The sequence below is a fragment of the Thermodesulfobacteriota bacterium genome, from assembly GCA_040758155.1.
Lineage (GTDB): Bacteria > Desulfobacterota > Deferrimicrobia > Deferrimicrobiales > Deferrimicrobiaceae > UBA2219.
The window spans coordinates 20,255-42,085 of record JBFLWB010000151.1; the positions used below are offsets into that span (position 1 = coordinate 20,255).

At 68.1% G+C, this 21,831-nt stretch carries 20 protein-coding genes; 8 read left to right on the forward strand and 12 right to left on the reverse strand.

The genetic code is table 11. The annotated features are described in order from the left end of the window. Window positions 1-186 precede the first annotated feature (186 nt). Genes AB1346_10700 through AB1346_10745 form a run of 10 tightly spaced genes read right to left on the reverse strand, consistent with a single transcriptional unit; the run spans window position 187 to window position 11,206 of the window. The gene (locus AB1346_10700; GenBank protein ID MEW6720906.1) at window positions 187-2,337 is read right to left on the reverse strand and encodes a cation:proton antiporter; all 2,151 of its coding nucleotides are present in this window, start codon (window positions 2,335-2,337) and stop codon (window positions 187-189) included. Next, entirely contained in the window at window positions 2,334-3,386 is a 1,053-nt protein-coding gene (locus tag AB1346_10705; protein MEW6720907.1) for a mechanosensitive ion channel family protein, read from the reverse strand. The genes AB1346_10700 and AB1346_10705 overlap by 4 nt, the downstream gene beginning before the upstream one ends. Next, window positions 3,383-5,560: a 4-alpha-glucanotransferase gene (gene malQ / locus AB1346_10710; protein MEW6720908.1), complete on the reverse strand. Its 2,178-nt coding sequence runs from the start codon at window positions 5,558-5,560 to the stop codon at window positions 3,383-3,385. The genes AB1346_10705 and malQ overlap by 4 nt, the downstream gene beginning before the upstream one ends. Continuing rightward, a complete protein-coding gene (gene mnhG, locus AB1346_10715) occupies window positions 5,557-5,910 on the reverse strand; it encodes a monovalent cation/H(+) antiporter subunit G (GenBank protein MEW6720909.1) in 354 nt (117 codons plus the stop codon). Before mnhG ends, malQ begins: the two co-directional genes overlap by 4 nt. Beyond that, window positions 5,907-6,194 (reverse strand): monovalent cation/H+ antiporter complex subunit F, encoded by a 288-nt coding sequence (locus tag AB1346_10720; protein MEW6720910.1) that lies wholly within the window; start codon window positions 6,192-6,194, stop codon window positions 5,907-5,909. The genes mnhG and AB1346_10720 overlap by 4 nt, the downstream gene beginning before the upstream one ends. After that, window positions 6,191-6,664: a Na+/H+ antiporter subunit E gene (locus AB1346_10725; protein ID MEW6720911.1), complete on the reverse strand. Its 474-nt coding sequence runs from the start codon at window positions 6,662-6,664 to the stop codon at window positions 6,191-6,193. The genes AB1346_10720 and AB1346_10725 overlap by 4 nt, the downstream gene beginning before the upstream one ends. Further along, window positions 6,661-8,151: a Na+/H+ antiporter subunit D gene (locus AB1346_10730; protein MEW6720912.1), complete on the reverse strand. Its 1,491-nt coding sequence runs from the start codon at window positions 8,149-8,151 to the stop codon at window positions 6,661-6,663. The genes AB1346_10725 and AB1346_10730 overlap by 4 nt, the downstream gene beginning before the upstream one ends. Continuing rightward, window positions 8,148-8,495, reverse strand: coding sequence for a Na+/H+ antiporter subunit C (locus AB1346_10735; protein ID MEW6720913.1), 348 nt, complete (start codon window positions 8,493-8,495; stop codon window positions 8,148-8,150). Before AB1346_10735 ends, AB1346_10730 begins: the two co-directional genes overlap by 4 nt. Beyond that, window positions 8,496-8,912 carry a Na+/H+ antiporter subunit B gene (locus AB1346_10740; protein MEW6720914.1) on the reverse strand — a complete coding sequence of 139 codons (417 nt, stop codon included), beginning with the start codon at window positions 8,910-8,912 and terminating at the stop codon, window positions 8,496-8,498. Continuing rightward, a complete protein-coding gene (locus AB1346_10745; GenBank protein MEW6720915.1) occupies window positions 8,909-11,206 on the reverse strand; it encodes a putative monovalent cation/H+ antiporter subunit A in 2,298 nt (765 codons plus the stop codon). The genes AB1346_10740 and AB1346_10745 overlap by 4 nt, the downstream gene beginning before the upstream one ends. A 93-nt stretch (window positions 11,207-11,299) precedes the next feature. Between AB1346_10745 and AB1346_10750 the strand changes: the two genes are divergently transcribed. From AB1346_10750 to AB1346_10780, 7 genes are all read left to right on the forward strand, one after another. Further along, window positions 11,300-13,111: a chloride channel protein gene (locus tag AB1346_10750; GenBank protein MEW6720916.1), complete on the forward strand. Its 1,812-nt coding sequence runs from the start codon at window positions 11,300-11,302 to the stop codon at window positions 13,109-13,111. 60 nt (window positions 13,112-13,171) lie between these two features. Continuing rightward, window positions 13,172-13,900 carry a trehalose-phosphatase gene (gene otsB, locus AB1346_10755; GenBank protein MEW6720917.1) on the forward strand — a complete coding sequence of 243 codons (729 nt, stop codon included), beginning with the start codon at window positions 13,172-13,174 and terminating at the stop codon, window positions 13,898-13,900. Next, complete coding sequence (locus tag AB1346_10760; GenBank protein MEW6720918.1) at window positions 13,897-14,550, forward strand: DUF5752 family protein; 654 nt, start codon at window positions 13,897-13,899, stop codon at window positions 14,548-14,550. The genes otsB and AB1346_10760 overlap by 4 nt, the downstream gene beginning before the upstream one ends. Next, a complete protein-coding gene (locus AB1346_10765; GenBank protein MEW6720919.1) occupies window positions 14,547-15,785 on the forward strand; it encodes a glycosyltransferase in 1,239 nt (412 codons plus the stop codon). Before AB1346_10760 ends, AB1346_10765 begins: the two co-directional genes overlap by 4 nt. A 17-nt stretch (window positions 15,786-15,802) precedes the next feature. After that, window positions 15,803-16,315 (forward strand): thiol peroxidase, encoded by a 513-nt coding sequence (gene tpx / locus AB1346_10770; protein MEW6720920.1) that lies wholly within the window; start codon window positions 15,803-15,805, stop codon window positions 16,313-16,315. Further along, complete coding sequence (locus AB1346_10775; protein ID MEW6720921.1) at window positions 16,312-18,372, forward strand: ATP-binding protein; 2,061 nt, start codon at window positions 16,312-16,314, stop codon at window positions 18,370-18,372. Before tpx ends, AB1346_10775 begins: the two co-directional genes overlap by 4 nt. 67 nt (window positions 18,373-18,439) lie before the next feature. After that, on the forward strand, window positions 18,440-18,772 hold the full coding sequence (locus AB1346_10780) for a hypothetical protein (GenBank protein MEW6720922.1): 333 nt from the start codon (window positions 18,440-18,442) through the stop codon (window positions 18,770-18,772). Window positions 18,773-18,861: 89 nt separating this feature from the next. Here AB1346_10780 and hcp read toward each other — a convergent pair whose 3' ends face one another. Then, window positions 18,862-20,496, reverse strand: a complete 1,635-nt coding sequence (gene hcp, locus AB1346_10785) for a hydroxylamine reductase (GenBank protein MEW6720923.1) — start codon at window positions 20,494-20,496, stop codon at window positions 18,862-18,864. Window positions 20,497-20,775: 279 nt separating this feature from the next. Further along, window positions 20,776-21,297, reverse strand: coding sequence for a hypothetical protein (locus tag AB1346_10790; protein ID MEW6720924.1), 522 nt, complete (start codon window positions 21,295-21,297; stop codon window positions 20,776-20,778). Window positions 21,298-21,499: 202 nt separating this feature from the next. Here AB1346_10790 and AB1346_10795 point away from each other — a divergent pair. Continuing rightward, window positions 21,500-21,831: AraC family transcriptional regulator (locus tag AB1346_10795; GenBank protein ID MEW6720925.1), on the forward strand; the 332-nt coding region annotated here is incomplete at its 3' end.

Below are 21,831 nucleotides of genomic sequence, written 5' to 3' on the forward strand. Positions count from 1 at the left end.
CATTTCTCACCAGCCTCCTACTGCGGCGGCGGATACGTGCATGTCTACTGCGTTGCGCTCGGTCGGGCTCCTCGACGCACTTTCAAGTGCGCCTCCGGGGCCCTCGGTCGCGACGCCTTGTGGCCACGCCCGTCTCCACCGCCTCGCTACGGACTCTGGTGAGAAATGCGGGCTCGGCGGGGCGGATCACTGCGTCCGCCGCCCCAGGCCGCGGCTCGGCACGACGACCGCAACGGCGCATCCGAGACGCTCCAGGCACCCTTCCACGACGGGACCGAAGTAGATCCTCTCCGTCATGCTGCGGTTCTCCGCACCGAGGATCACCAGGTCGTGCCCGCCTTCGCGGACCTCGTCCGTGATGGCGGCGATCAGCGAGATCCCCTCCACGACGCGAATGTCGGTCTGATGCCTGCGGAGCTTCTCCGGCACCCTCCCCTGCAGGTTCTCCAGCATGACCTGGTGCGCCCGCATCTCCGCCTGGTCGGTCCCGAGGCTCGGCAGCAGCGGGTTCTGCTCCAGCGACTGGACGAAGAAAAGCATCGTCACCCGGGCGCCGACGCGCCAGGCGTAGTCGGCAGCGAACTCGTAGGCGGCGTCCGCGTGCCGGCTGCCGTTCGTCGGGACGAGGATCCGCCGGAAGGGAAGGGGAGCCGTCCTGCCGTAATGGGGGGTGCGGAAGATCACGACCTGGGCCGGGCTTGCGCTCACGATGCCGGAGATCAGCGGATTGTAGATCGGGTGGGTGTGCATGGAGGCGCCCAGGAAGAGGAAATCGTATCCATGCCGCGCTTCTTCCAGGATCGTCTCCCGGACGCCCTTCCCGGACGGAACCTCGCGGGTGAGCAGCATGCCGCGGGAACCCGGCGACGCGGCCTGGATCTCCGCGAAGTACCCGGCGACGTCCATCCTGGGACGTTTTCTCCAGAACGCGATCCGGTCCGGCAGCGTCCGCCGCTGCGTGTCCACGTAGATCGCGGTCGCCCGGTTTCCCTCCTCGCCGCACAGCACGGCCGCGACGTGGGAGGCCGACAACGCGTTCGGGCCGCCGCCGGCGGGGACGAGGATCTTCATGGCCGACGAGGGCAGGAAGGTCTCCGGGACCGGCGCCATGCGCCGCCGTTCCTCTTCGGTCACCGGGATCCTCCCGTGGACGGTCTTCACCAGGACCGGGGCCATGAAGGAGGTGAGGATCGACATCAGGACGATGCAGGAGAAGAGCTCGACGTTCAGTATTCCCAGGTCGAGGCCGATCTTCGCCACCACCAGCCCCACGGCGCCCCGGGCGCTCATCAGGAACCCGAGGGCCAGCGCCGACCACGGGTGGAGCCGCCCGAGGATCCCTGCGACGAAGCAGCCGGCCACCTTGCCGGCGATCGCGATGAGCAGGACTGCGGCGGGAAGCAGGAAGCCCTGGATCTGCGAGAAGTCCACCCGCAGCCCGACTTCGCCGAAGAAGAGGGGGGCGAACAGCGACAGGGTGACGCTTTCCAGCTTGTGCAGCCGCTCGGTCCGAAGGGTGGGGCACTGCCGCACCAGGGTGCCCGCCACGAAGGCGCCGAACACCGCGTGGACGTGCATCGCCTCGGTGGCGGCCCCGCACAGCAGGGTGACGCCCACGATGACCACCAGCTCGCCGCCGGAGATCCGGAGGAGGTGGTCCGCCCGCGCCAGCCCCATCTTCAGCCCCGGGTAGAGCAGGTACCGCGCCGCCAGCATGAACGCGACGAGCCAGCCCAGGGTCGCCGCGAGCCGGGACGGCTCGAACGCGCCGGTGGTCACCATCCCGGAGATCATCGCGAGGACGATCCAGCCGATGGTGTCGTCCACGACGGCCGCGCTGAGCGTCAGGATGCCGAGGTCGCGCCGGACCATGTTCAGGTCGATGAGGATCTTCGCTATCACCGGCATGGCCGAGACCCCCATCGCCGTGGCGAGGAAGAGCATCAGCGGCAGGGGGCCCTTCAGCGCGTAGGAGTCCGGCAGGGCCCATCCGAGGAGCATCCCCGAGGCGAACGGCACGGCGATGCCGAAGATCGAGGCCAGGAGCGCCGTCCGCCCCATGTTCCGCATGCTACGGACGTCGGTCTCCAGTCCGGTCAGCAGCATCAGGAGCACCAGCCCCACGTAGGACATGGTCTGGAGGTGCTCCGTCTGCAGAAAGACGGTCCGCTGCAGCTCCGGCCACGCCCAACCCAGCACGGAGGGCCCGAGCAGGATGCCCGCCAGCAGCTCTCCAAGGACGGCGGGCTGATTGATGCGCTGCATGACCTCCCCCAGCGCGCGCGCCAGGACGAGGATCAGGGCGAACTGCAGGAGGAACGCGACTTCCGGGCTCATGCCTTGTTCAGGTAAAGGGTCTGGGTCGGGTAGGCGAACTCGATTTTCCGCTTTTCGAATTCACCGCGGATCCGCAGGTTCGCCGCCTGCTGGATGTTCATGTACTTCGTGTAGTCGTTCCCTTCGACGTAATAAACGATCTCGAAGATCAGGCTGAAGTCCCCGAAGGAAAAGAAGTGCGCGCGATCCAGCGTCGCCCCCTCGATGTCCCGGAAGACGTCCGCGACGATCGCCGGAATCGCCTCCAGCGCATCCGCCGGCGTCTGATAGGTCACCCCGAGGCGGAACACGACCCGCCGCCGCTCCATCCGCTTGAAGTTGCGGACCCGCGAGTCGGTCAGGTCCTTGTTGGACACGACGATCTGCTCCCCGCCGAGCCCGGCGATCCGCGTGGTCTTGATCCCGAAACGCTCGATCGTGCCCATCTGGTCCCCCACGATGATGAAGTCGCCGATCTCGAAGGGCCGGTCGAACAGGATCGTGAAATAGGCGAACAGGTCGCCGAGGACGGCCTGGGCGGCGAGCGCCACGGCGATCCCGCCGACCCCGAGCCCCGCGACCACGGCGGAGATCTCGAACCCCATGTTGTCGAGCAGGAAGAGGGCGCCGACGATCCAGATCGCGGCGTCCGCGAGGACGACGACTCCTTTCAGGGCGCGCTCCCTCGATGCGTCCGCCCCCTGCTTCCGCAGGTATTCCCGGAAGGCGAACCGGACCAGCGCGACGACGAAGAGGATGGCCAGCAGACCGGCGATGACGATCCCGGCCGTGTCGATGATCCGGGCGGCCCGCGGCGTGAGACGCAGGACCTCCAGGGAGGACTTGGCGATCGCGAGGCAGGCCAGCGGGACGCCGGTCCAGCGGATCCTGTCGATGAGGAAATCGTCGAAATGGGTCTCGGTCTTCAGCGCCCAGGCCTTCAGCCGGCGCGTCAGGACGGATTGCGCGATCTTCACCACGAGGAATCCGCCGGCGAAAATCGCCAGGAACAGCAGGTAGTCGGAGATCCGGTTGTAGTAGACCACGCGGTTCAGGAAACCCTGGATCATCGGCGCCTCCGGTCCGGATTGGACATGCATCCCCCGATGGTACAACCGAACGCCGGACCGGTCACCCGGATCCGGCCGATCTCCTCCAGGACGCGGACGACCTCCGGCATCTCCCGGAACTCCTCGAAGGAGAACCGGCACTTCCGCACCCAGTTGGAGCGCTCCTTCCATGTGCCCGGTGTGTTCTGCGGCGCCGGCTCCAGCCAGAGATCCTCCAGCCCCACGATCACGGTTTCGGCGCCGCTTTCCGCAAGGTGCGCGAGCGCGGCGCGCAGCGCCCTTTCCGCCCCGGGATTCCCCGCCTTCCCCGGCAGCCTCCCCTTCCTGCGGAAGTATTCCGACAGGGCTTCGACGACCTTCCTCCGCAGCGCCTTTTCCCGGACAGCGCCCGCCGGGTCGAGGAGCCCGAGGGAGACCCGGTCGTCGATGTCCGATCCCTTCCAGAAGGAGGCGAAGGGAGGCATGTCATGGGTGTTCACGGCGGCGACGGAGCCCTTCGGGATCCCGGCGAGGGCCCTTTCCGGCTTCGGCGACATCCCGAACTGCGCGACGAACATCCGCCGGATCCCGTGCCGCGCCATCGCGGGGCGCACATATCGTGGAACCGTCCCCAGGTCCTCCCCCACGACGCGGGTTCCGTGCCGGTTCGATTCGAGGCAGGCGACGGCGTACAGCTCCTCCGCGGGGTACCGGATATACGTCCCCTCCCCGGGGCCCGCGCCTTTGGGGATCCAGAAGAAGCGGTGCAGCCCCATGACGTGGTCGATCCGCACGGTCCCCGCGTAACGCATCTGGCTCGCCAGGCACGCGCGGAAGTAGGCGTGCCCCCGATCCCCGCTCCGCCCCGGGTGGAGCGGGGGGAATCCCCAATCCTGCCCCCTGGTGAAGAAATCGTCCGGAGGCGCCCCCGAAGACGCGTCGAGCGCGAACAGATCCCGGTTCCTCCACACGTCGTACCCGTCGTACGCGGTCCCGAGCGGGAGGTCCAGGTACAGCGGCTTCCGGGGGCCGGACGACAGCTCCCGGAGCTGCCGATGGAGCGCCCATTGGACGAACAGGTGGTACCGCTTTCCCTCGGCGGGGAAGTCGTCCTCCCGGAGGATCCCGTCCCGAAGGGGGGAGGGCCACGCGGGCCAGGGGGCTCCGCGGCCGTCCCACGCCGCCCGGAAGGAGGAGTAATCCTCGATGTGCGGATTCTCCGCGAGGAACCGGCGATACCCTTCGCCCGCATCGGAGCCGTCCCGGAAGAATCGGCGGGCGAGCGGCTCCAGCACGCTCCGTTTCAGCGCAAGGAGGCGGCGGTGGTCGACGAGAGGCGATTTCCGGGCCCCTTCCGCTTCCTCCCGGTACGAGGCGGAAGACAGCAGCGCCCGAGCCTCGGGACACTCCGCGAAACCGGGGGCGCGCTCGACGTCGAGGTAGATCTCGTTCCAGGCGAGGCGGCTGCAGGGGGAGTACGGGCTGGGCTCGAACGGCTCCGGCGCGCACGCCGATAGCAGCGGGAGCGTCGCCACCGCACCGCCGCCCAACCCTTCCACCCAATCCGCAAGGGAGCGCAGGTCCGTCAGGTCTCCCCCGGCCGGGCTTCTCCGGGAGTGGAGGGCATACAACGGCAGGAACACTCCCCAGCCGCTCCGCTCCGTTTCCGGAGGCGACCAGGCGCGGCGCGGAGCGGAAACGACCGTCGCATCCGCACGCATGCCGCGCAGCTCCACGCGGAGCGCGTGGCATCCCGGCGGCAGCTTCCACGGGAGGGGGACCCTTTTCTCCACGCAATCCCCCGCGGCCCCCTTCCCGGCGGCCGCAACCGGGAGGCGCGACAGGTCGCAGCCGGATTCGAGTTTCTTCCCTTCCTCCAGGGAGATGCGGATCCGGGCGCGGGAATCCCCCGCTGCGCGGGGGACGCGCAGCGCGAGCGGCGCCGGAACGCCGTCCCAGGCCGCGCAGACGGGGGGGCAGAAGCGGTTCCACGCGGATTCTTCCGCGCGCTGGAGCGCGTCCGGGGCGTCCCGGAACGTTTCCAGCGGTTCGCCGAGCGCGCGAAGCACCGCAAGGAGCGTTTCCGGAGGAGGGATTCTGCGCGTCCTGCGGATGTCGAAATACGAGGTCTGCACCCCGCGCACCAGCGCCAGCCGCCGCAGCTCCCGCATCTCCCTGCCGGACCGGGAGGTCATGCTTTCGGCTCTCCTTCCGGCGACACGTCGTACGCGTGCCGCAGCTCGTCAGGGATCTCCCCTCCCCAGAGAGGCACCCCCGTGAAGTAGGCCGCCCGCGCGATCATGTGCGCGGAGACCGGGGCGGTCAGGAAGAAGAAGGCGATGACCAGGAGCGCCGAGACGGTGATCCCGAAATCGGCGTAATGGATCACCAGGGCCAGGATCATGAGGCTGACTCCGAGGGTGACGGCCTTCGTCGACGCCTGAAGTCGGCTGTAGAGGTCGGGGAAGCGGAACACTCCCACGGCCCCGAGCAGCATGAACGCGGATCCGAGACAGAGCAGGATCGCGGTCGCGGCATCCTTCACGGCTGCCTCCCTTCCCCGATGTAGTATGCGAATCCCACCGTGCCGAGGAACGCCAGCAGCGCAAGGATGACCGCGGATCTCAGGAGGATCGGCTGGGATGCGAGGATGGCGTACGCGACGATGACGCCCACCGCCAACAGCGCCAGGAGGTCGAGCGCCACCACGCGGTCGGCGATGTTGGGTCCCCGCAGGAGGCGGGCCAGGCCGAGGAACAACGCCAGGGAAAGCATCCCCAGCGACAGCGTGCAGGCGTAAAGGACCAGCTTCGGCAGCTCGGGAGTCATCGCATCGCCCGCAGAAGCCGCCGCTCCAGCCCTTCCTTGATTCTCCGGCGGACGGCGTCCGGTTCGTCCACGTACATGACGTGGATGAAGAGGCGCTTCCGGTCCGGGGAAACGTCGAGGACGAGCGTGCCCGGCGTCAGCGAAATCAGGTTGGACAGGAACGTGATCTCCTCGTCGGTCTTCGCTTCGAGCGGGAGGGCGATCACTCCCGGCCGCATCCGGTGCCGCGGCGTCACGGCGTCGTACGCCACCCGGAGGTTGGCCGCCACCAGTTCGCGGAGGAAATGCGCCGCCAGCGCCGCGAGGGGTCCGATCTTCAGCGTCTTCAGGGAGAGGCCGAGCAGGTCCTGCGCGAAGTAGAGGATCAGGTACCCCAGCAGGAAGCCCGTGAAGAGGTCGACTCCCGTCACCTCGCCCGTCATGGCGGCCCAGGTCAGCGCCAGCAGGAGATTGGAAAGTATTTCCTTCATGGATTCCCCTCCAGGACCGCGCGGATGTATCCCGCGGGGTCGGTCAGCTGGCCGGCGGCCCGTTGGGCCAGGTCGAAGAGCGGCCCGGGCCAGAGCCCGATCGCGATCGTCAGGGCCGCGAGAAGCGCGGCGGGAAGATAAAGGGCGGCTCCGGCCGGGAACCCTTCGGCTGTCGCCTTCGCGGGAGCAGGTTTCCAGAACGCCTCGGCCCAGATCTTCGTCATCGAGAACAGCGTCAGCAGCCCCACGACGAGGGCGGCGGCCACGATCGCGTAGCTGCGCAGATCGAGCCCCGCCCGGACGAGCGCGAGCTTGGCGAAAAATCCGGACAGGGGAGGCACCCCGGCGAGCGAGAACGCGGGAACCAGGAACAGGATCGCAAGGGCAGTGCGGTCCCGGTAAAGCCCTCCCAGGTTTTCCAGGGAGAAGCTCCCCCGCTCCCGGTGGACGATCCCGCTGATCAGGAACAGGTTCGCCTTCACGAGGATGTGGTGGACCATGTAGAAGACGGATCCTGCGAGGGCGAGCGGCGAAAAGAGCCCGAGTCCCATGATCATGTAGCCGATCTGGCTGACGATGTGGAAGGAAAGGATCCGCCGGAAATCGGACTGCGCCGCCGCGCCGAGGACGCCGGTGACCATCGTGAGCCCGGAGAGAAGGAGAATCAGGCCATGCGTGTAGGCGGTGTCCCGGACGAAGAGGAGGGTGAACACGCGGATCAGCGCGTAGACGCCCACTTTCGTGAGAAGGCCGGCGAGGACGGCGGAAACCGCGACCGGCGGCGTGTGGTACGAGGCGGGCAGCCAGAAGAACAGGGGAAAGATCGCCGCCTTGATGCCGAACGCGACCAGGAAGAGCATGGCCAGGGCGTTCGGGAAGCCGGGGTTTTCCATGCTCCGGAGCTTCACCGCGAGGTCGGCGAAGTTCAGGGTCCCCATGGTGCCGTAGAGGATCCCCACCGCCGCGAGGAACAGGACCGAGGAGACCATGTTGAGGGTGACGTACTTGACGGCGCCCTCCATCTGGTGCCGTTCCCCCCCCAGCGCGAGGAGCACGAAGGAGGCGATCAGCATCACCTCGAACCAGACGTAGAGGTTGAAGATGTCGCCGCTCAGGAAGGCGCCGTTCACCCCCATCAGCAGGACGAGGAGCAGCGGATAGTAGCCGTGCGCTTCCCTTTCCGGCTCCATGCTTCCCAGGGAATAGACCGCCACCGCGGAACCGATGACCGCCGCGACCGTCACCAGGATCGCCGCCAGGAGGTCCGCCACGAAGACGATGCCGAAAGGGGCGGGCCAGTTCCCCATCCGCAGGACCACGATCCCGTCCCGGTCCACGGCCGCGAGCAGCGCCAGGGCGGCCGCCAGGCCGGCGAATGCCCCCGCCGTCCCCAGCAGCCGCTGGAGCCGCCGCGAGCGTCCGGCGACCAGCGAAAGGGCCGCGGCGCAAAGCGGGATCAGGACCGGCAGCACGGGGAGGAGGCTCATGTGTCGGTCGCCTTCATCCGGTCGAGGTCGTCCGTCCCGATCTCCCGGTAGGCGCGATGGAACAGTGCGAGGCCGAACGCGAGCACGGCGAAGCTGATGACGATGGCGGTCAGGATCAGCGCCTGCGGGAGCGGGTCCGCATGGGGCTGGGCGAGCGCTTCGCTCCCTTCGGGGACCAGCGGCGGGCGGTCTCCGTGGAATCCCGCGACCGTGAAGATGAGGAGATTGGCGGCGTGGCTGAGCAGGGCCAGTCCGAGGAGCAGCTTGACGAGGCTTCGCCGCAGCATCAGGTAGATCCCGGCCGCGTAGAGTCCGCCCACCACGAAGGCAAGGACGGTTTCCATTCAATCCTCCTCGGCGAACGAAAGCACGATGTTCAGGACCACGCCGAAGACGACCAGGTAGACGCCGACGTCGAACAGCAGCGGAGAGCCGAGCGCAACCGGGCCCGATGCGGGAAGTTCGAGCGTCCGCCATTGCCCCGTCATGAAGGGTTCCCCCCGGAACAGGGCCGGCATCCCGCTTCCCGCGGCGGTCAGCAGGCCGGTCCCGATCAACGTCGAGGGGCGGACCCGCAGACTCTTCCGCGCGGCAGCGGGGCCGTAGGCGATGACCACCAGCGCGAACGCCGCCGAGGCCACCAGACCTCCCGCGAAACCGCCTCCCGGCTCGTTGTGTCCCCGGACCAGGAGGAACACGGAGAAGAGCACCAGCAGGGGAAAGACGAACCGGCATGCCGTGCGGAGGATGAGGGAACTCACGGCTTCTCCTCCCGTTTCAGGCGCAGCTTCAGCAGGGCCCAGGCCCCGATCCCCGCCACCGCGAGCACGGTGATCTCCCCCAGCGTGTCCAGGCCGCGGAAGTCCACCAGGATGACGTTGACGATGTTGCGTCCGCGCGCCATCGGGACGCTCGCTTCCGCGAAGTAGCCGGAGATGGAGGGGAGGTGCCGCGCTCCGGCTGCGGCCAGGACGAAGACGGTCATCAGACCCCCGGCGAGGAGGGAGACGATCGCGTCCCGTGCCTGCGCTCCCCGGGTCGAGAGTCTCGAGAACTGCGGCAGATGATGCAGCGCCAGCACGAAGAGCACGACGGTGACGGTCTCCACGATGAACTGCGTCATCGCGAGGTCGGGCGCGCCTCGAAGGATGAAGATGAGGGCGATGCCGTACCCGACGGCCCCGAGGGACGCCACCGCGGCAAGGCGCGACCGGGAGCGCACCGTGGCGGCCGCGGCGACCAGCACGAGGAGCGCGAGGCACAGCTCGTAGAACCGGGCGCCCGAAAGCGGGGCGGCGAGCCGCGGGCCGCCGCGGACCAACGCGTGCCCCGCCAGCGCAAGCATTGCACCGACGACGATGATGAGGTAGGTCCGGAGGGAGCCGCTCTGGAGCAGGCGGGTCTGGCCCCGGGCGAGGAGAATCAGCCCTTCCATTCCCGCGTCGTACCATGAGGACGGTCCGCTCCTTCCGAGACGCCCCCAGCGGGAACGAAGGGATCGCAGCCGATTCCGGGCGGCGTAGATGCCGATCCCGCCCGCGACCGCCGCGGCGCTCAGGAGCAGCAGCGAATCGAAGCCGTGCCACAGCGCGGGCCGGACATCGTGTTCCGCGCCGAGAATCGCGGAGGCCGCCGCCGAGAGAAGGGGGGCGGCCGCGCCGGGCAGCAGACCCCCCAGAACTCCGAGCAGCGCCAGGAGCGACGGCCCGAGCCACAGGGTAACCGGCGCTTCGCGCGTTTCGGCGTTCGTCCCCGATGCCGGGCCGATGAACGGCCGGACCCCCGCGATGCCGGCGATCGCGACGTAGGCCGCCCCGGCCAGCGCCACGGCGCCGAGGAGCGCGGGCGCCGCGGCCGGCGCCGAGAGGGCGCCTCCCAGCAGCCCTTCCTTCGCGAGGAACCCGAGGAGCGGGGGTAGCCCGGCCATCGAGGCGGCGGCGGCCATCGCGGCGGCCGCGGTGACGGGCATCGTCCTTCCGAGCCCGGAAATCCGTGTGACGTCGCGCTCCCCCGCGGCATGGTCGACGGCCCCGGCCACGAGGAAGAGGGAACCCTTGTAAAATGCGTGGGCCGGAAGGAACAGGACCGCCGCGGCGGCCGCCGGCCCGGTCCCGAGCCCCAGCATCATCGTCAAGGCCCCCAGGGCGCTCACCGTCGACCAGGCCAGGAGGAGCTTGAAATACGTTTGCTGCAGCGCGATCCATGCTCCGGCCAGCATGGTCAGGGCGCCGACGGCCGTTACGGGGATCTGCCAGGCCGGGTCGTTTCCCAGCACAGGGCTCAGGCGGGCCAGGAGATAGATCCCCGCCTTCACCATGGTCGCGGCATGGAGGTAGGCGCTCGCCGGGGTCGGGGCCTCCATGGCGTTGGGCAGCCAGAAGTGGAACGGGAACTGGGCCGATTTCGTGAACGCCCCGATCAGCACCAGGGCCAGGATCGGAAGGTAAAGCGGGCTGCCGCGCACGACGTCGCCCCTGCCGGAGATCTCCGAAATTTCCAGGGAGCCTCCGGCTTCCCCCAGAAGCAGAAACCCCGCAAGGAGCGCCAGCCCGCCGCCTCCCGTCACGAGGAGCGCCTGCAGCGCGGCCTTCCGGGCCTTTTCACGCTCGTGGTCGAAACCGATGAGCAGGTAGGAGCTGACGCTGGTGAGCTCCCAGAAGACGAACAGCAGGAGCAGGTTGTCGGAAAGGACCACGCCCAGCATCGACGCCATGAACGCGAGGGTATAGGCGTGGAACCTTCCGGCGTGCGGATGCCCCTCCAGGTATCCGCCGGAATAGACGACGACCGCCGTCCCGATCCCGCCGATCAGCAGGGCGAACAGCAGCGCCAGGCCGTCGAGGGAGAACGAGAGGGAAACGCCGAGGGACGGCGCCCAGGGACGGGATGACCGGAGGACTTCCCCACCGGCCACCGTCCCCGCGAAGCCGAGAAAATAGAGCGTGAGCCCGAGGGGAAGGAGGGCAAGGATCCATGCGGCCCCGCGGGGGGCGCGGCGATAAATCCATGGCGCGAACAATGCCAGGACGAATCCCGACAGGACGGCGAAAAGCATCGGCCGGTTCCTTTCGGCTTGCCGGATGATCCTGCTAATGTATTTTAAAATAAGCCATGATCGATATTTCCCGGAAAGGAAGGAATCGCCCCCTTGTCTGATGACGTCGATCCGCGGGTGCCGGGGCGGGCGGGAACCCGGCTGCAGGAAGCCTCCGCCTGGGGCAGGAGGCAGGTCTACCGCCTCCTCGAGCGGTTCCGCATCGGCGACCAGGTCTTCCACATCCTGATGGCGACGGTCATCGGCGCGCTTTCGGGGCTGGGCGGCGTCCTGTTCATCAAGGCCATCCATTTCTTCGAGGGGATCTTCTTCGGCAAGGTCTTCCAGGCCATGGGGAGGCCCCGGGAGCTCGTGTTCCTCATCCCGATGTTTGGGGGGCTCCTGATCGGCCCGCTGATCCAGAGGTACCCGAAGGAGGCCAAGGGGGACGGCGTGCCGAGCGCGATGGAGACCATCGCGCTGCACGGGGGGATCCTGAGCCCGCGGACCGTGGGGCTGCGCACCGTCACCTCCGCCGTCACCATCGGCTCCGGCGGCTCGGTGGGGCGCGAGGCGCCGATCGCCCAGATCGGGGCGGCCATCGGGTCGGCGGTCGGGCAGTTCCTGAAGGTCTCCGCGAGCCGCATGCGCAGCTTCGTGGCGTGCGGGGCGGCCGGCGGGATCGCGGCGGTCTTCAACGCCCCCATCGGCGGCGTGTTCTTCAGCCTGGAAGTCCTCCTCGGCGATTTCTCCGCGGCGACGTTCGCCCCGATCGTCGTCTCGTCCGTCGTCTCGACGATCGTCATGCGGGAGCTGCTGGGAAACGTCCTGGTGTTCGAGGTGCCCCGCTACATCCTCGGAAGCGGGGAGGCGGTCCTGCTGAGCGTCCCGCTCGGGATCGTCTGCGGCCTTGCGGCGGTCCTCTTCATGCGGATGCTCGAATCCTCGGAGAAGATGTTCTCGTCGCTTCGGGCGCCCCTCTGGCTGAAGCCGGCGCTCGGAGGCGCCCTGACGGGCTTCATCGCGGTCTTCTTCCCCAACGTCCTCGGGACGGATACCGCCACCGTGGACGAGGCCCTCTGGGGATACATCCCCTGGGCGCTGCTGCTGCTGATCGCCTTCCTGAAAATCCTGGCGACTTCCCTTTCCCTGGGCTCCGGCGGCTCGGGCGGCGTCCTGGGGCCCTGCGTCTTCATCGGCGCGGTGACGGGAGCGAGCATAGGGAGCGTGGCCAGCCCGCTGTTCCCGGACCCGTTCGCCCTGCCCTCCGGATGCGCCCTGATCGGGATGGCGTCGTTCCTCGCCCCCGTCATCGGCGGGCCGATGACGTCGATCCTGATCGTGTTCGAAATGGCCGGCAACTACCGGATCATCCTCCCGCTGCTCACGGCCGTCGTCATCTCGATGGGCGTCGCCCACCAGTTCTCGCGCCACTCCCTCTATACCTACAAGCTGCACAAGATGGGCGTCGACCTGGTGGCGGGAAGGGAGGAGAGCGTCCTGCGGCGCCTCCTGGTCCGGGACGTGATGCGGAGGGAGTTCGATCCGGTCGATCCCGCGGCCCCCTTCGGAGAGGTCGCCGCCGCTTTCTTCGGGAGCCGGATCGACCACCTCTACCTTACCGGGGATCGGGGAGAGCTCCGTGGGGTGATCGCCTTCACCGACCTGCGCCCCCACCTGAAGGACCAGGAGAAGTGGCCCGGAATCCGCGCGACGGACGTGGCGACCCCGGACCCGGTGGCGGTGATGCCCGGAGAGACGCTGCTCGACGCGCTGAACAAATTCGCATACCGGAACGCCGTGCAGCTCCCGGTCGTCTCCGATCCCCATGAGCGGAAGATGATCGGCGTGATCCGCCGCAGCGACGTGCTGAACGCCTATCAGAAGAGCCTCTCGCCCTTCCAGGAGCCGGAAAGCCCCGCATAGAGGGGAATGCCGGCCGGCCCCGCGGTACAATGGATGGGAATCCCCGGTTTGGGAGGAGAAGTGAACCTCTGGGCGTTCGACTTCGACGGGACTCTTTCCCCCCTCGTTCCCGACCGGGAGGCCGCCTGCCTTCACCCGGCCTGCCGGCAGCTTCTCGAAACGCTCTCGGGGACGAACGGGCACCTCGCCGCGATCGTCTCCAGCCGCGAGATCGAGGACCTCGCGGGCCGCATCCCTTTGCCGGGCGTCATCCTCGGAGGCGCCAGCGGGCTGTCCTGGCGCTTCCCCGGAGGGATCCGGCTCCTGCCCGGCGACCCGGTGGAGAAGCGCCGGGATTCGGTCCGGAAGCGGCTCGCTCCGGTCCTGAACCGCCTCTCCGTCTTTCCCGGCGTCGAAATCGAGGACAAGAAGTGGTCGGTGGCCGTGCATTACCGGAGGGTCCTTCCGGACGCGGTTCCCATGCTGGAGCCGCTCCTTGCGGAACTCGGCGCCGTCCCGGGGATCCGCCCTTACCGGGGCGCATGCGCGGTCGAGGTGCAGCTTTTCCCCAACGTGAGCAAGTCGTTCGGCGTACGGCGGCTCTGCCGGCTCCTGAAGTTCGACCCCTCCGCGGACCGCATCCTGTATGCGGGGGACGATGAAAACGACGCCGTCGCGATGCGGTGGGTCCTGAAGAAGGGAGGGACCGCGTTCTGCGTCGGGGGCCGCGTCCGCGTGCGCGGGGCGCGGTCCGTGGACGGTCCGGAGGCCCTTGCGCGGGCCGTCCGCGACCTTGCGGAGGCGATATGACACCGTTCGAAGTGATGGACTGCGCGCTCCTCACGCGGATGAGCGGCATCCCGCCCGCCATCAACCTGCGGGAGCTGCGGGACCGGATCGCGGTCTGCGGCGAGAACGTCCTGTACCACCATTTCTGCGAGACGACGCTTCGGACCACGTTCGACAACCCCGACTACCGGAACGACTTCGCCGTCTGGGCGAAGCTGTACCTCGGAGACCGGGTGCTCGCGGAGCGGCTGGGCATCCTCGACCCGTACTCCTTTCCGTCCATGGAAGAGCTGAGGGCGGCGACGCTGGAGGTGATCGACGAGCGGCTCGGCGAGCTGACCATGATCCCGTGGGCGCGGGCCGGCGACGAGTTCTTCTTCATGGAGGCGAACACCGTCGTGTACCGGGAGGGGACGCTGATCCGCGATCCTTCCCGGCTGGCCGCCACCATCCGGAAGATGACCAACAGCAGCGTCTACTACCACTTCCTGGAGGCCCGCCGCCGGCCGCCCTTCGGCATGGACGACTTCTCGGCGTGGCTCGCGCAATGGGGGGAGAAGTATCGGGGATGCCTGGAGGCGCTGGGGGGGATCGAGATCTACTTCAACAGCCTCGGGGCGCTGCGCCGCGAGATCGCGCGCGTCCTGGTGTGCGTGAAGGAGGCGAAATGAACCTCCAGCTTTCCTCTTACGAGGGCGTCGTCGGATCGGCCGTCGTGCGGCAGCTTCGCCAACTGGGGGAGAAGCTCGCCGGCACCCGCATCGTCCACGTGAACTCCACCCGCGAGGGCGGGGGGGTGGCGGAGATCCTCGAGTGGATGATTCCGCTCATGAACGACCTGGGGCTCAAGGCGTCCTGGGAGGTCATCCACGGGGAGCCGCGGTTCTTCGATTTCACCAAGGCCGTGCACAACGGGCTCCAGGGGCACCCCGTTCCGGTTTCCGCGAAGGACTGGAAGGTCTACGAGGACGTGAACGCCGTGAATTCCGAGCGGCTGCGCCCGGTGCTCGAGGAAGCGGACGTCGTCGTCATCCACGATCCGCAGCCGGCGCCCCTCCTGAAACTCTGCGGCGGGCGGAAGGGGAGATGGATCTGGCGCGCCCACATCGACATCAGCCGCCCGTTCCGCCCCGTCTGGAAAGGGCTCAAGCCGTTCGTCGAGCGGTACGACGCCTCCATCTTCTCGATGGCGGAGTTCGCCCAGCTCCTGCCCCATCCGCAGTTCCTGGTGCCGCCGAGCATCAACCCGCTGAGCGAGAAGAACCGGGATCTCGATCCGGCGGAGATCGAGGCGGTGCGGGCCGAGTACGGGCTGGACCCGGAGCGCCCGCTTCTCGTGCAGGTCTCCCGGTTCGACCGGTTCAAGGACCCGGTGGGCGTGATCGCGGCGTACCGGCTGGTCCGGAAGGTCGCGCCCGTCCAGCTCGTGCTGGCGGGCGGCGGCGCCACGGACGACCCGGAAGGGGCGGCGGTCCTGGACGACGTGATGGAGGCGGCGGAGGGCGATCCGGACATCCACGTCCTGCTCCTGCCGCCGACCTCCCACCGGACGATCAACGCGCTGCAGCGGCTCGCGGACATCGTCCTTCAGAAATCCACGCGGGAAGGCTTCGGGCTGACCGTGACCGAGGGGATGTGGAAGGGGAAGCCGGTCATCGGGGGAGACACCGGGGGGATCCGCCTCCAGGTGGTGAACCATCACACCGGTTTCCTCGTGAACACGCCGGAAGGAGCGGCCCACCGGATCCGCTATTTGCTCCACAACCGGAACCGGATCGGCGAGATGGGGGCGACCGCGCGCGAGCTGGTGCGGGAAAACTTCCTGCTGACCCGGCATCTAAGGGAGTACCTGACCCTGATGCTGATCATGGCGAGGGGGATGAAGGAACGGGTATTCGGGATCTGAGAGAGAGGAGAGAGGCCATGCAGGAGAGGAAAGGCGTGGTGACGTTCAAGGGGAATCCCGTCACGCTGCTGGGGCCCGAGATCAAGGCGGGGGACAAGGCGCCCGATTTCCGGGTGGTGGGCACCGGCCTGGAGCCCGTCTCGCTCGCGGACTTCCGCGGGAAGGTGAAGATCATCAGCGCGGTCCCGTCGCTCGACACGCCGGTCTGCGACACCGAGACGCGCCGGTTCAACGAGGAGGCGGGGAAGCTTCCCGACAACGTCGTCGTCCTTACGGTCAGCCTCGACCTCCCCTTCGCCCAGAAACGGTGGTGCGCGGCCGCCGGGATCGACAAGGTCCGGACGCTTTCCGATTACCAGGACCGCTCCTTCGCCCAGGCGTACGGCGTGCTCATCAAGGAGCTGAAGCTGCTTTCCCGGTCGATCTTCGTCGTGGACGGGACCGACACGGTCCGGTACGTCCAGCACGTGAAGGAGATCACGTCGGAGCCGGACTACGCGGCGGTGCTGGAAGCGGCGAAGGGACCGTGAAGCCGGGCATCGGGCTGAAAAAGAATCTGCGCAAGGCCATGGCGGCCCAGGACCGGGACGTGTCCCGGGTCATCGGCTGGCTCGCCGCGGTCGCCGCCGCGGTCGTGATCCTGTCGACCCCCGCCGTGTATTTCGCGATCGCCTACAAGTCGCTCGACGCCGCCATGCGGGTGGAGGCGGACGTGACCGCGCGCGAGGTGGGGCGGATCGTCGGCGGGCCGGCGGGAACGCCGGAGGAGCGGTTGGCCCGCGCCCTCGAATTCCTGGAACGGCGGGTGACGGTCGGCGACGCGGAGTACTGCCGCATCGTGGGCGACGACGGGCGCACCCTCGCGGAAACGGCCTCCCGCCCGGCGCTCCCGGTGATCGTCCGGGGGAGCCTGATCCCGGGCGGGTGGGACATCGCCGGCGTCCTCCAGGTCCGGCGGTCGCTCCGTCCCCTCCTGCGGATGGCGGGCGTATTCCTCCTGCTCGGGGGGATCCTCGGCGCGGCGGTCTATTACGCGTTCCGGATCCTCCCGCTGGCGGCGCTGCGCAAGGCGCTCGGGCAGCTTGCCCGGGAGAAGGAGCGGGCCCAGACGACGCTGCGGTCGATCGCCGACGGCGTCATCGCCATCGACGCCGCGGGGAATGTGGAGCTCATGAACGAGTCCGCCGAGCAGGTGTCGGGTTGGAGCCGGGAGGAGGCGGTCGGCCGCCCCATCGGCGAGGTCTTCCGAACGCAGGACGGCGGCGCGGGGCGGGAGCCGCCGGGTCCGTTGGAGGAAGCGGCCTCCGGGGGCGGCGGCGGCAGGAAGTTTCTCCTTTGCCCGAACGGAAGCCGGCGCCTGGTCGACTACAGCGTCGCCCCGATCCCCGACGGGAGGGGGGGCAGCGCAGGGACCGTGGTCGTTTTCCGGGACGTGACGCAGAAGGTGCGGGAGGAAGAGGAGCTGCAGAAGCTGCAGCGGCTGGAGTCGCTGGGGAACCTCGCCGGCGGGATCGCGCACGGTTTCAACAACTACCTCGCGGGGATCCTGGGCAACATCTCGCTCGGGAAGCAGTCCCTCGACCCCGGCGGCCGCGCGTACGCCCGGCTGGAGGAGGCGGAAAAGGCTTGCGGCGGCGCCTCGGAGCTCGCAACGAAGCTCCTGACTTTCTCGAAGGGCGGAAGCCCGGTCCGCGAGCTGATCCGCCTCGACGCCGTCGTCCGCGACGCGGCCGCGACGGCGGCGCGGGGATCGGAGACCGCCGTTTCGTACGACATCGCCGGAGACCTGATGGCGGCGCACGCGGACGCGGGGCAGGTCGGGCAGGCCGTCCACAACCTGGTGCAGAACGCCGTCCAGGCGATGTCCGGGAAGGGCGAAGTGCGGATCCGGATCGCGAACGTCACCGTGAAGGTGGGCGGGACGGGTTCCCTGAAGGCCGGGCGGTACGTCCGGGTCGACGTGACGGACGACGGCCCGGGCATCCCGCCGGAGGAGCTGGAACGGGTTCTCGAGCCGTATTTCACCACGCGGGAGAACCGCAACGGGCTCGGGCTGACGATCGCGTATCACATCCTGAAAAGCCACGGCGGGGACCTGATCATCGATTCGGAGCCGGGCAGCGGCACGACGGCGTCCCTTTTCCTTCCCGCGTCGGAGGAGCATCCTCCCTCGGCTGAGGACCTCCGCGGGACGGCGCCCCCGGAATGCGGACAACGGGTGCTGGTGATGGACGACGAGGACCTGGTCCGGGAGATGGCCCAGGGGATCCTGGAGCACATCGGGTGCGAGTCGGCGGGCGCCCGGAACGGCGAAGAGGCGGTCCGGATGTACGGCGATGCGGCCCGGGCCGGCAGGCCGTTCGACCTGGTCATCATGGATCTGGTGATTCCCGCCGGGATGGGAGGGAAGGAGGCCTCCCGCCAGATCCTCCGTTCGTACCCGGACGCGCGGCTGATCGTCTCCAGCGGGTATTCCTCGGACCCGATCATGGCGGATCATCTCTCGCACGGATTCCGCGGGGTGCTCCCGAAACCGTACCGCGTCGAGGACTTCGTGCGGGTCGTGCGAAAGGTTCTCGCGGGCTGAAATGATTTCCTTGTCGCGGAAGGCTCCCCCGACAATAATAAGGGTGAAGAATCGATCGGAGCGTTCCATGACCGGCAGACGCGGGAAGACGGGGAAGAGGAAGGACAGCCTCCGCTACGCGGTCATATCCCCCGCGGAGTCCGCGCCGCTGGATTTCTCGGACCGGCTGGCCGGCTCGCCGAACCTGTCGTTCGCGAGGCGCGCCGGCGCCGCGCTGCTCTCGGCGGCCTCCCTTTGCATCGGCGCGATCCTGGCCGCGTTCGGCATGGGGGAGCGGAGCTGGCTCTCCGGCCTCATCGGTCTTTCGTCGATCCTTTACGGCATCGGTTGGGCGCGGACGGCGATGTCCGGGAAATCGCCGGAAGGCCGGCTACGACTGAACCCGTGGCGTAGGAGGTAGCGGGCCCTGGCGGCCATCCATGGCCTCCGCGGCGGGAAAAGGCGCGGGAAATCCTCCCCGCGCCTTTTCCGTTTCCGGCGGCGATGCTTTTATGATCCGAGGGCCGCCTGGAGGTCGCCCTCGGGGGTGCCGATGGGGCCGATGTTGTACTTTTCGACCAGGAAGTTGAGCACGTTGGGCGTGACGAACGCCGGCAGGCTCGGGCCGATCTTGATGTTCTTTATCCCCAGGTACAGCAGCGTCAGGAGAACGGCGACCGCCTTCTGCTCGTACCAGGAGAGGATGATGGAGAGCGGCAGGTCGTTCACGCCGCACTTGAAGGCCTCGGCCAGCGCCACGGCGATCCGCACCGCGGAGTAGGTGTCGTTGCACTGCCCGACGTCGAGCAGCCGCGGGATGCCGCCGATGTCGCCCAGCTCCAGCTTGTTGAAACGGTACTTCCCGCACGCCACCGTAAGGATCACCGTGTCCTTGGGGCTTTTCTCCACCAGCTCGGTGTAGTAGTTGCGCCCCGGCTTGGCGCCGTCGCAGCCGCCGACGACGAAGAAGCGCTTGATGGCCCCCTTCTTCACCGCGTCGATGACCTTGTCGGCCACGCCGAGCACCGCGTCGTGGCCGAATCCGACGAGGATCTGCTGCCCGGGCTTCTCGTCGAATCCCTTGCACTCCTGCGCCTTCCTGACGACCGCGGAAAAGTCCCATCCGTCGACGTGCTTCACGCCGGGCCACCGGACCAGCCCCCAGGTGAACAGCCGGTCCTTGTAGCCGTCGGCCGGGCGCTGGATGCAGTTGGTGTTGAAGATGATGGCGCCGGGGAAGTCGACGAGCTCCTTGTGCTGGTCCTGCCAGGCGCCGCCGAAGTTGCCGGCCAGGTGGGCGTACTTCTTCAGCCCGGGATAGCCGTGGGCCGGGAGCATCTCGCCGTGGGTGTACACGTTGACGCCGGTGCCTTCCGTCTGCTTGAGGATCTCCTCGAGGAACCGCAGGTCGTGCCCGGAGACCAGGATCGCCTTGCCGGCCTTCGTGCCGAGCTGGACCGGCGTGGGGACGGGGGAGCCGAACCGCTCGATGTGCGCCTGGTTGAGAAGCTCCATCGTGACGTAGTTGACGCGGCCGACCTCCAGGGCGATCCCGACGTACTCGCCGAGGTCGAGCTTCTCGTTGATCAGGCTCGCCAGCGTCCGGTGCGTGAAGGCGTAGATCTCCTCCGATTCCTTGCCGAGGACGCGCGCGTGGTGCGCGTAGGCGGCGTATCCCTTGACGCCGTAAAGGATGACCTGGCGCAGGGAGTGGATGTCGGCGTCGGCCCGGGGGTCCTTCACGCCGTGCCGCTCGCCCAGCGCGAGCTGCTCCGCGCGGTCCGCCGGCAGCTCCCAGGGCTTGGCGGCGGGGGGGACGAACCCGCTGAAGGCGCGGCCGTTCTTTTTCTCGAAGAGCTCCTTCGCCTTCTTCTGCACGCGCGTCGCCTCCGCGACGAGGGCCGCGACGGCGTCCGGGTCGAAATCGACGTTGGTGACGGTGGCGAACAGCGCGTCGATCACGAAACGGTCGATCTCTTCGTCCTTGCCGCCCACGGCGCGGGCCATGTCGGCCCAATAGCCGATCCCTTTCGCGGCGTGGACCAGCAGGTCCTGGAGCGTCGCGACGTCAGGCGGCTTGCCGCAGACGCCCGAAACGGTGCACCCGGTTCCCTTTGCGGTCTGCTCGCACTGGTAACAGAACATCGACATGGTCTTGCCTCCTTTGATTGGAAATGGTTCCCAAGCGGTCCATTTGCGCCCAATTTACCCGGAAGGCCGCGGCCCCGCATTGACGGAGGTCAAGTTTTTCCGCCCGTCGGCGGAAAAACGGACTGGCTCAAGGGTGGATGCCGGAAAATCGGGAAGGATGCAAGGCCATCCGGTCGTAAAATGCGGGACGGGGAAAGCGCGGGCGATTCCCGCGCCTTCCCCGTTCTGCGGGGAGGATTCGCCGGGCGCGGGGCGCCCGGCCCGGATTTGTCGTTACTTCGCGGCGGCGACGTTCTTCAGGACCGCCTCGTACTCTTCCTTGTCCATCTTGTCGTTGACCAGGCTCGCCAGCGCCTGCTCCACGGCGGCGCAGACCGCATCCGATCCCGCGCCCTTCGCGGCGACCGCCTTGAGGCCGTCGTAAATCTGCTGGCGCACGGCGGCGATTTCCGGCCGTACCCGGGGGTCCTTGGCGCCGAACTGCTCGCCCAGCCCGACCTGGCCCGCGCGGTCCGCCGGCAGCTCGAAAGGCTTCGCGGCGGCGGGAAGGAACCCGCTGAAGGCGCGGCCGTTCTTCTTCTCGAAGGCCTCCTTCGCCTTCTTCTTCATCTCCACAGCCTTGCCGACGAGCGCGACGATCTCGTCGGCGCCGGGATTGGCCGCGGCCAGGGCCTGGATCAAGAAACGGTCGACTTCCTCGTCCTTGGCGCCGACGCAGCGGGCCATGTCCGCCCAGTAGCCGACTCCCTTTACGGCGTAAACCAGCAGATTTTGCAGCGCGGTCTGTTCCGACATCGTGTTGCCTCCTTGTAGTGCTGTTTGTTATGAGTAAGGGCTTGTTCAATTCCGATCGCGGTCTATGTTGGCCGGGCGGGGATCCGACGGCAGCGCGGGCTCCTGCCTGCGGCGGAATATCGCAAGAATCGGGTTGTCAGCCCTTCCTTCCGGTGTCATCGTGTGATCAGCGGGAAGCATGGCAGGGCAAGAGGAGTCGAGCATGCAGGCGGCTGATTACGCACGTTTAACGAGGGCAATACTATACCTCGAAAAAAATTTTCGCAACCCCCCGGACCTGGAGGCGGTCTCCCGGGCCGCGGGGCTCAGCCGGTTCCATTTCCAGCGGCTGTTCTCGCGATGGGTCGGCATCAGCCCGAAGCGGTTCCTTCAGTTCCTTTCCGCGTCATATATTGCCGAATTGCTTAAGGAATCCAGGAGCGTCCTCGACGCGGCCCTCGACGCCGGCCTGTCCGGGCCCGGACGGCTGCACGACCTCGTCGTGAATGTCCATGCGGTCACCCCGGGACAGTTGAAGACCGGAGGCGAGGGGGT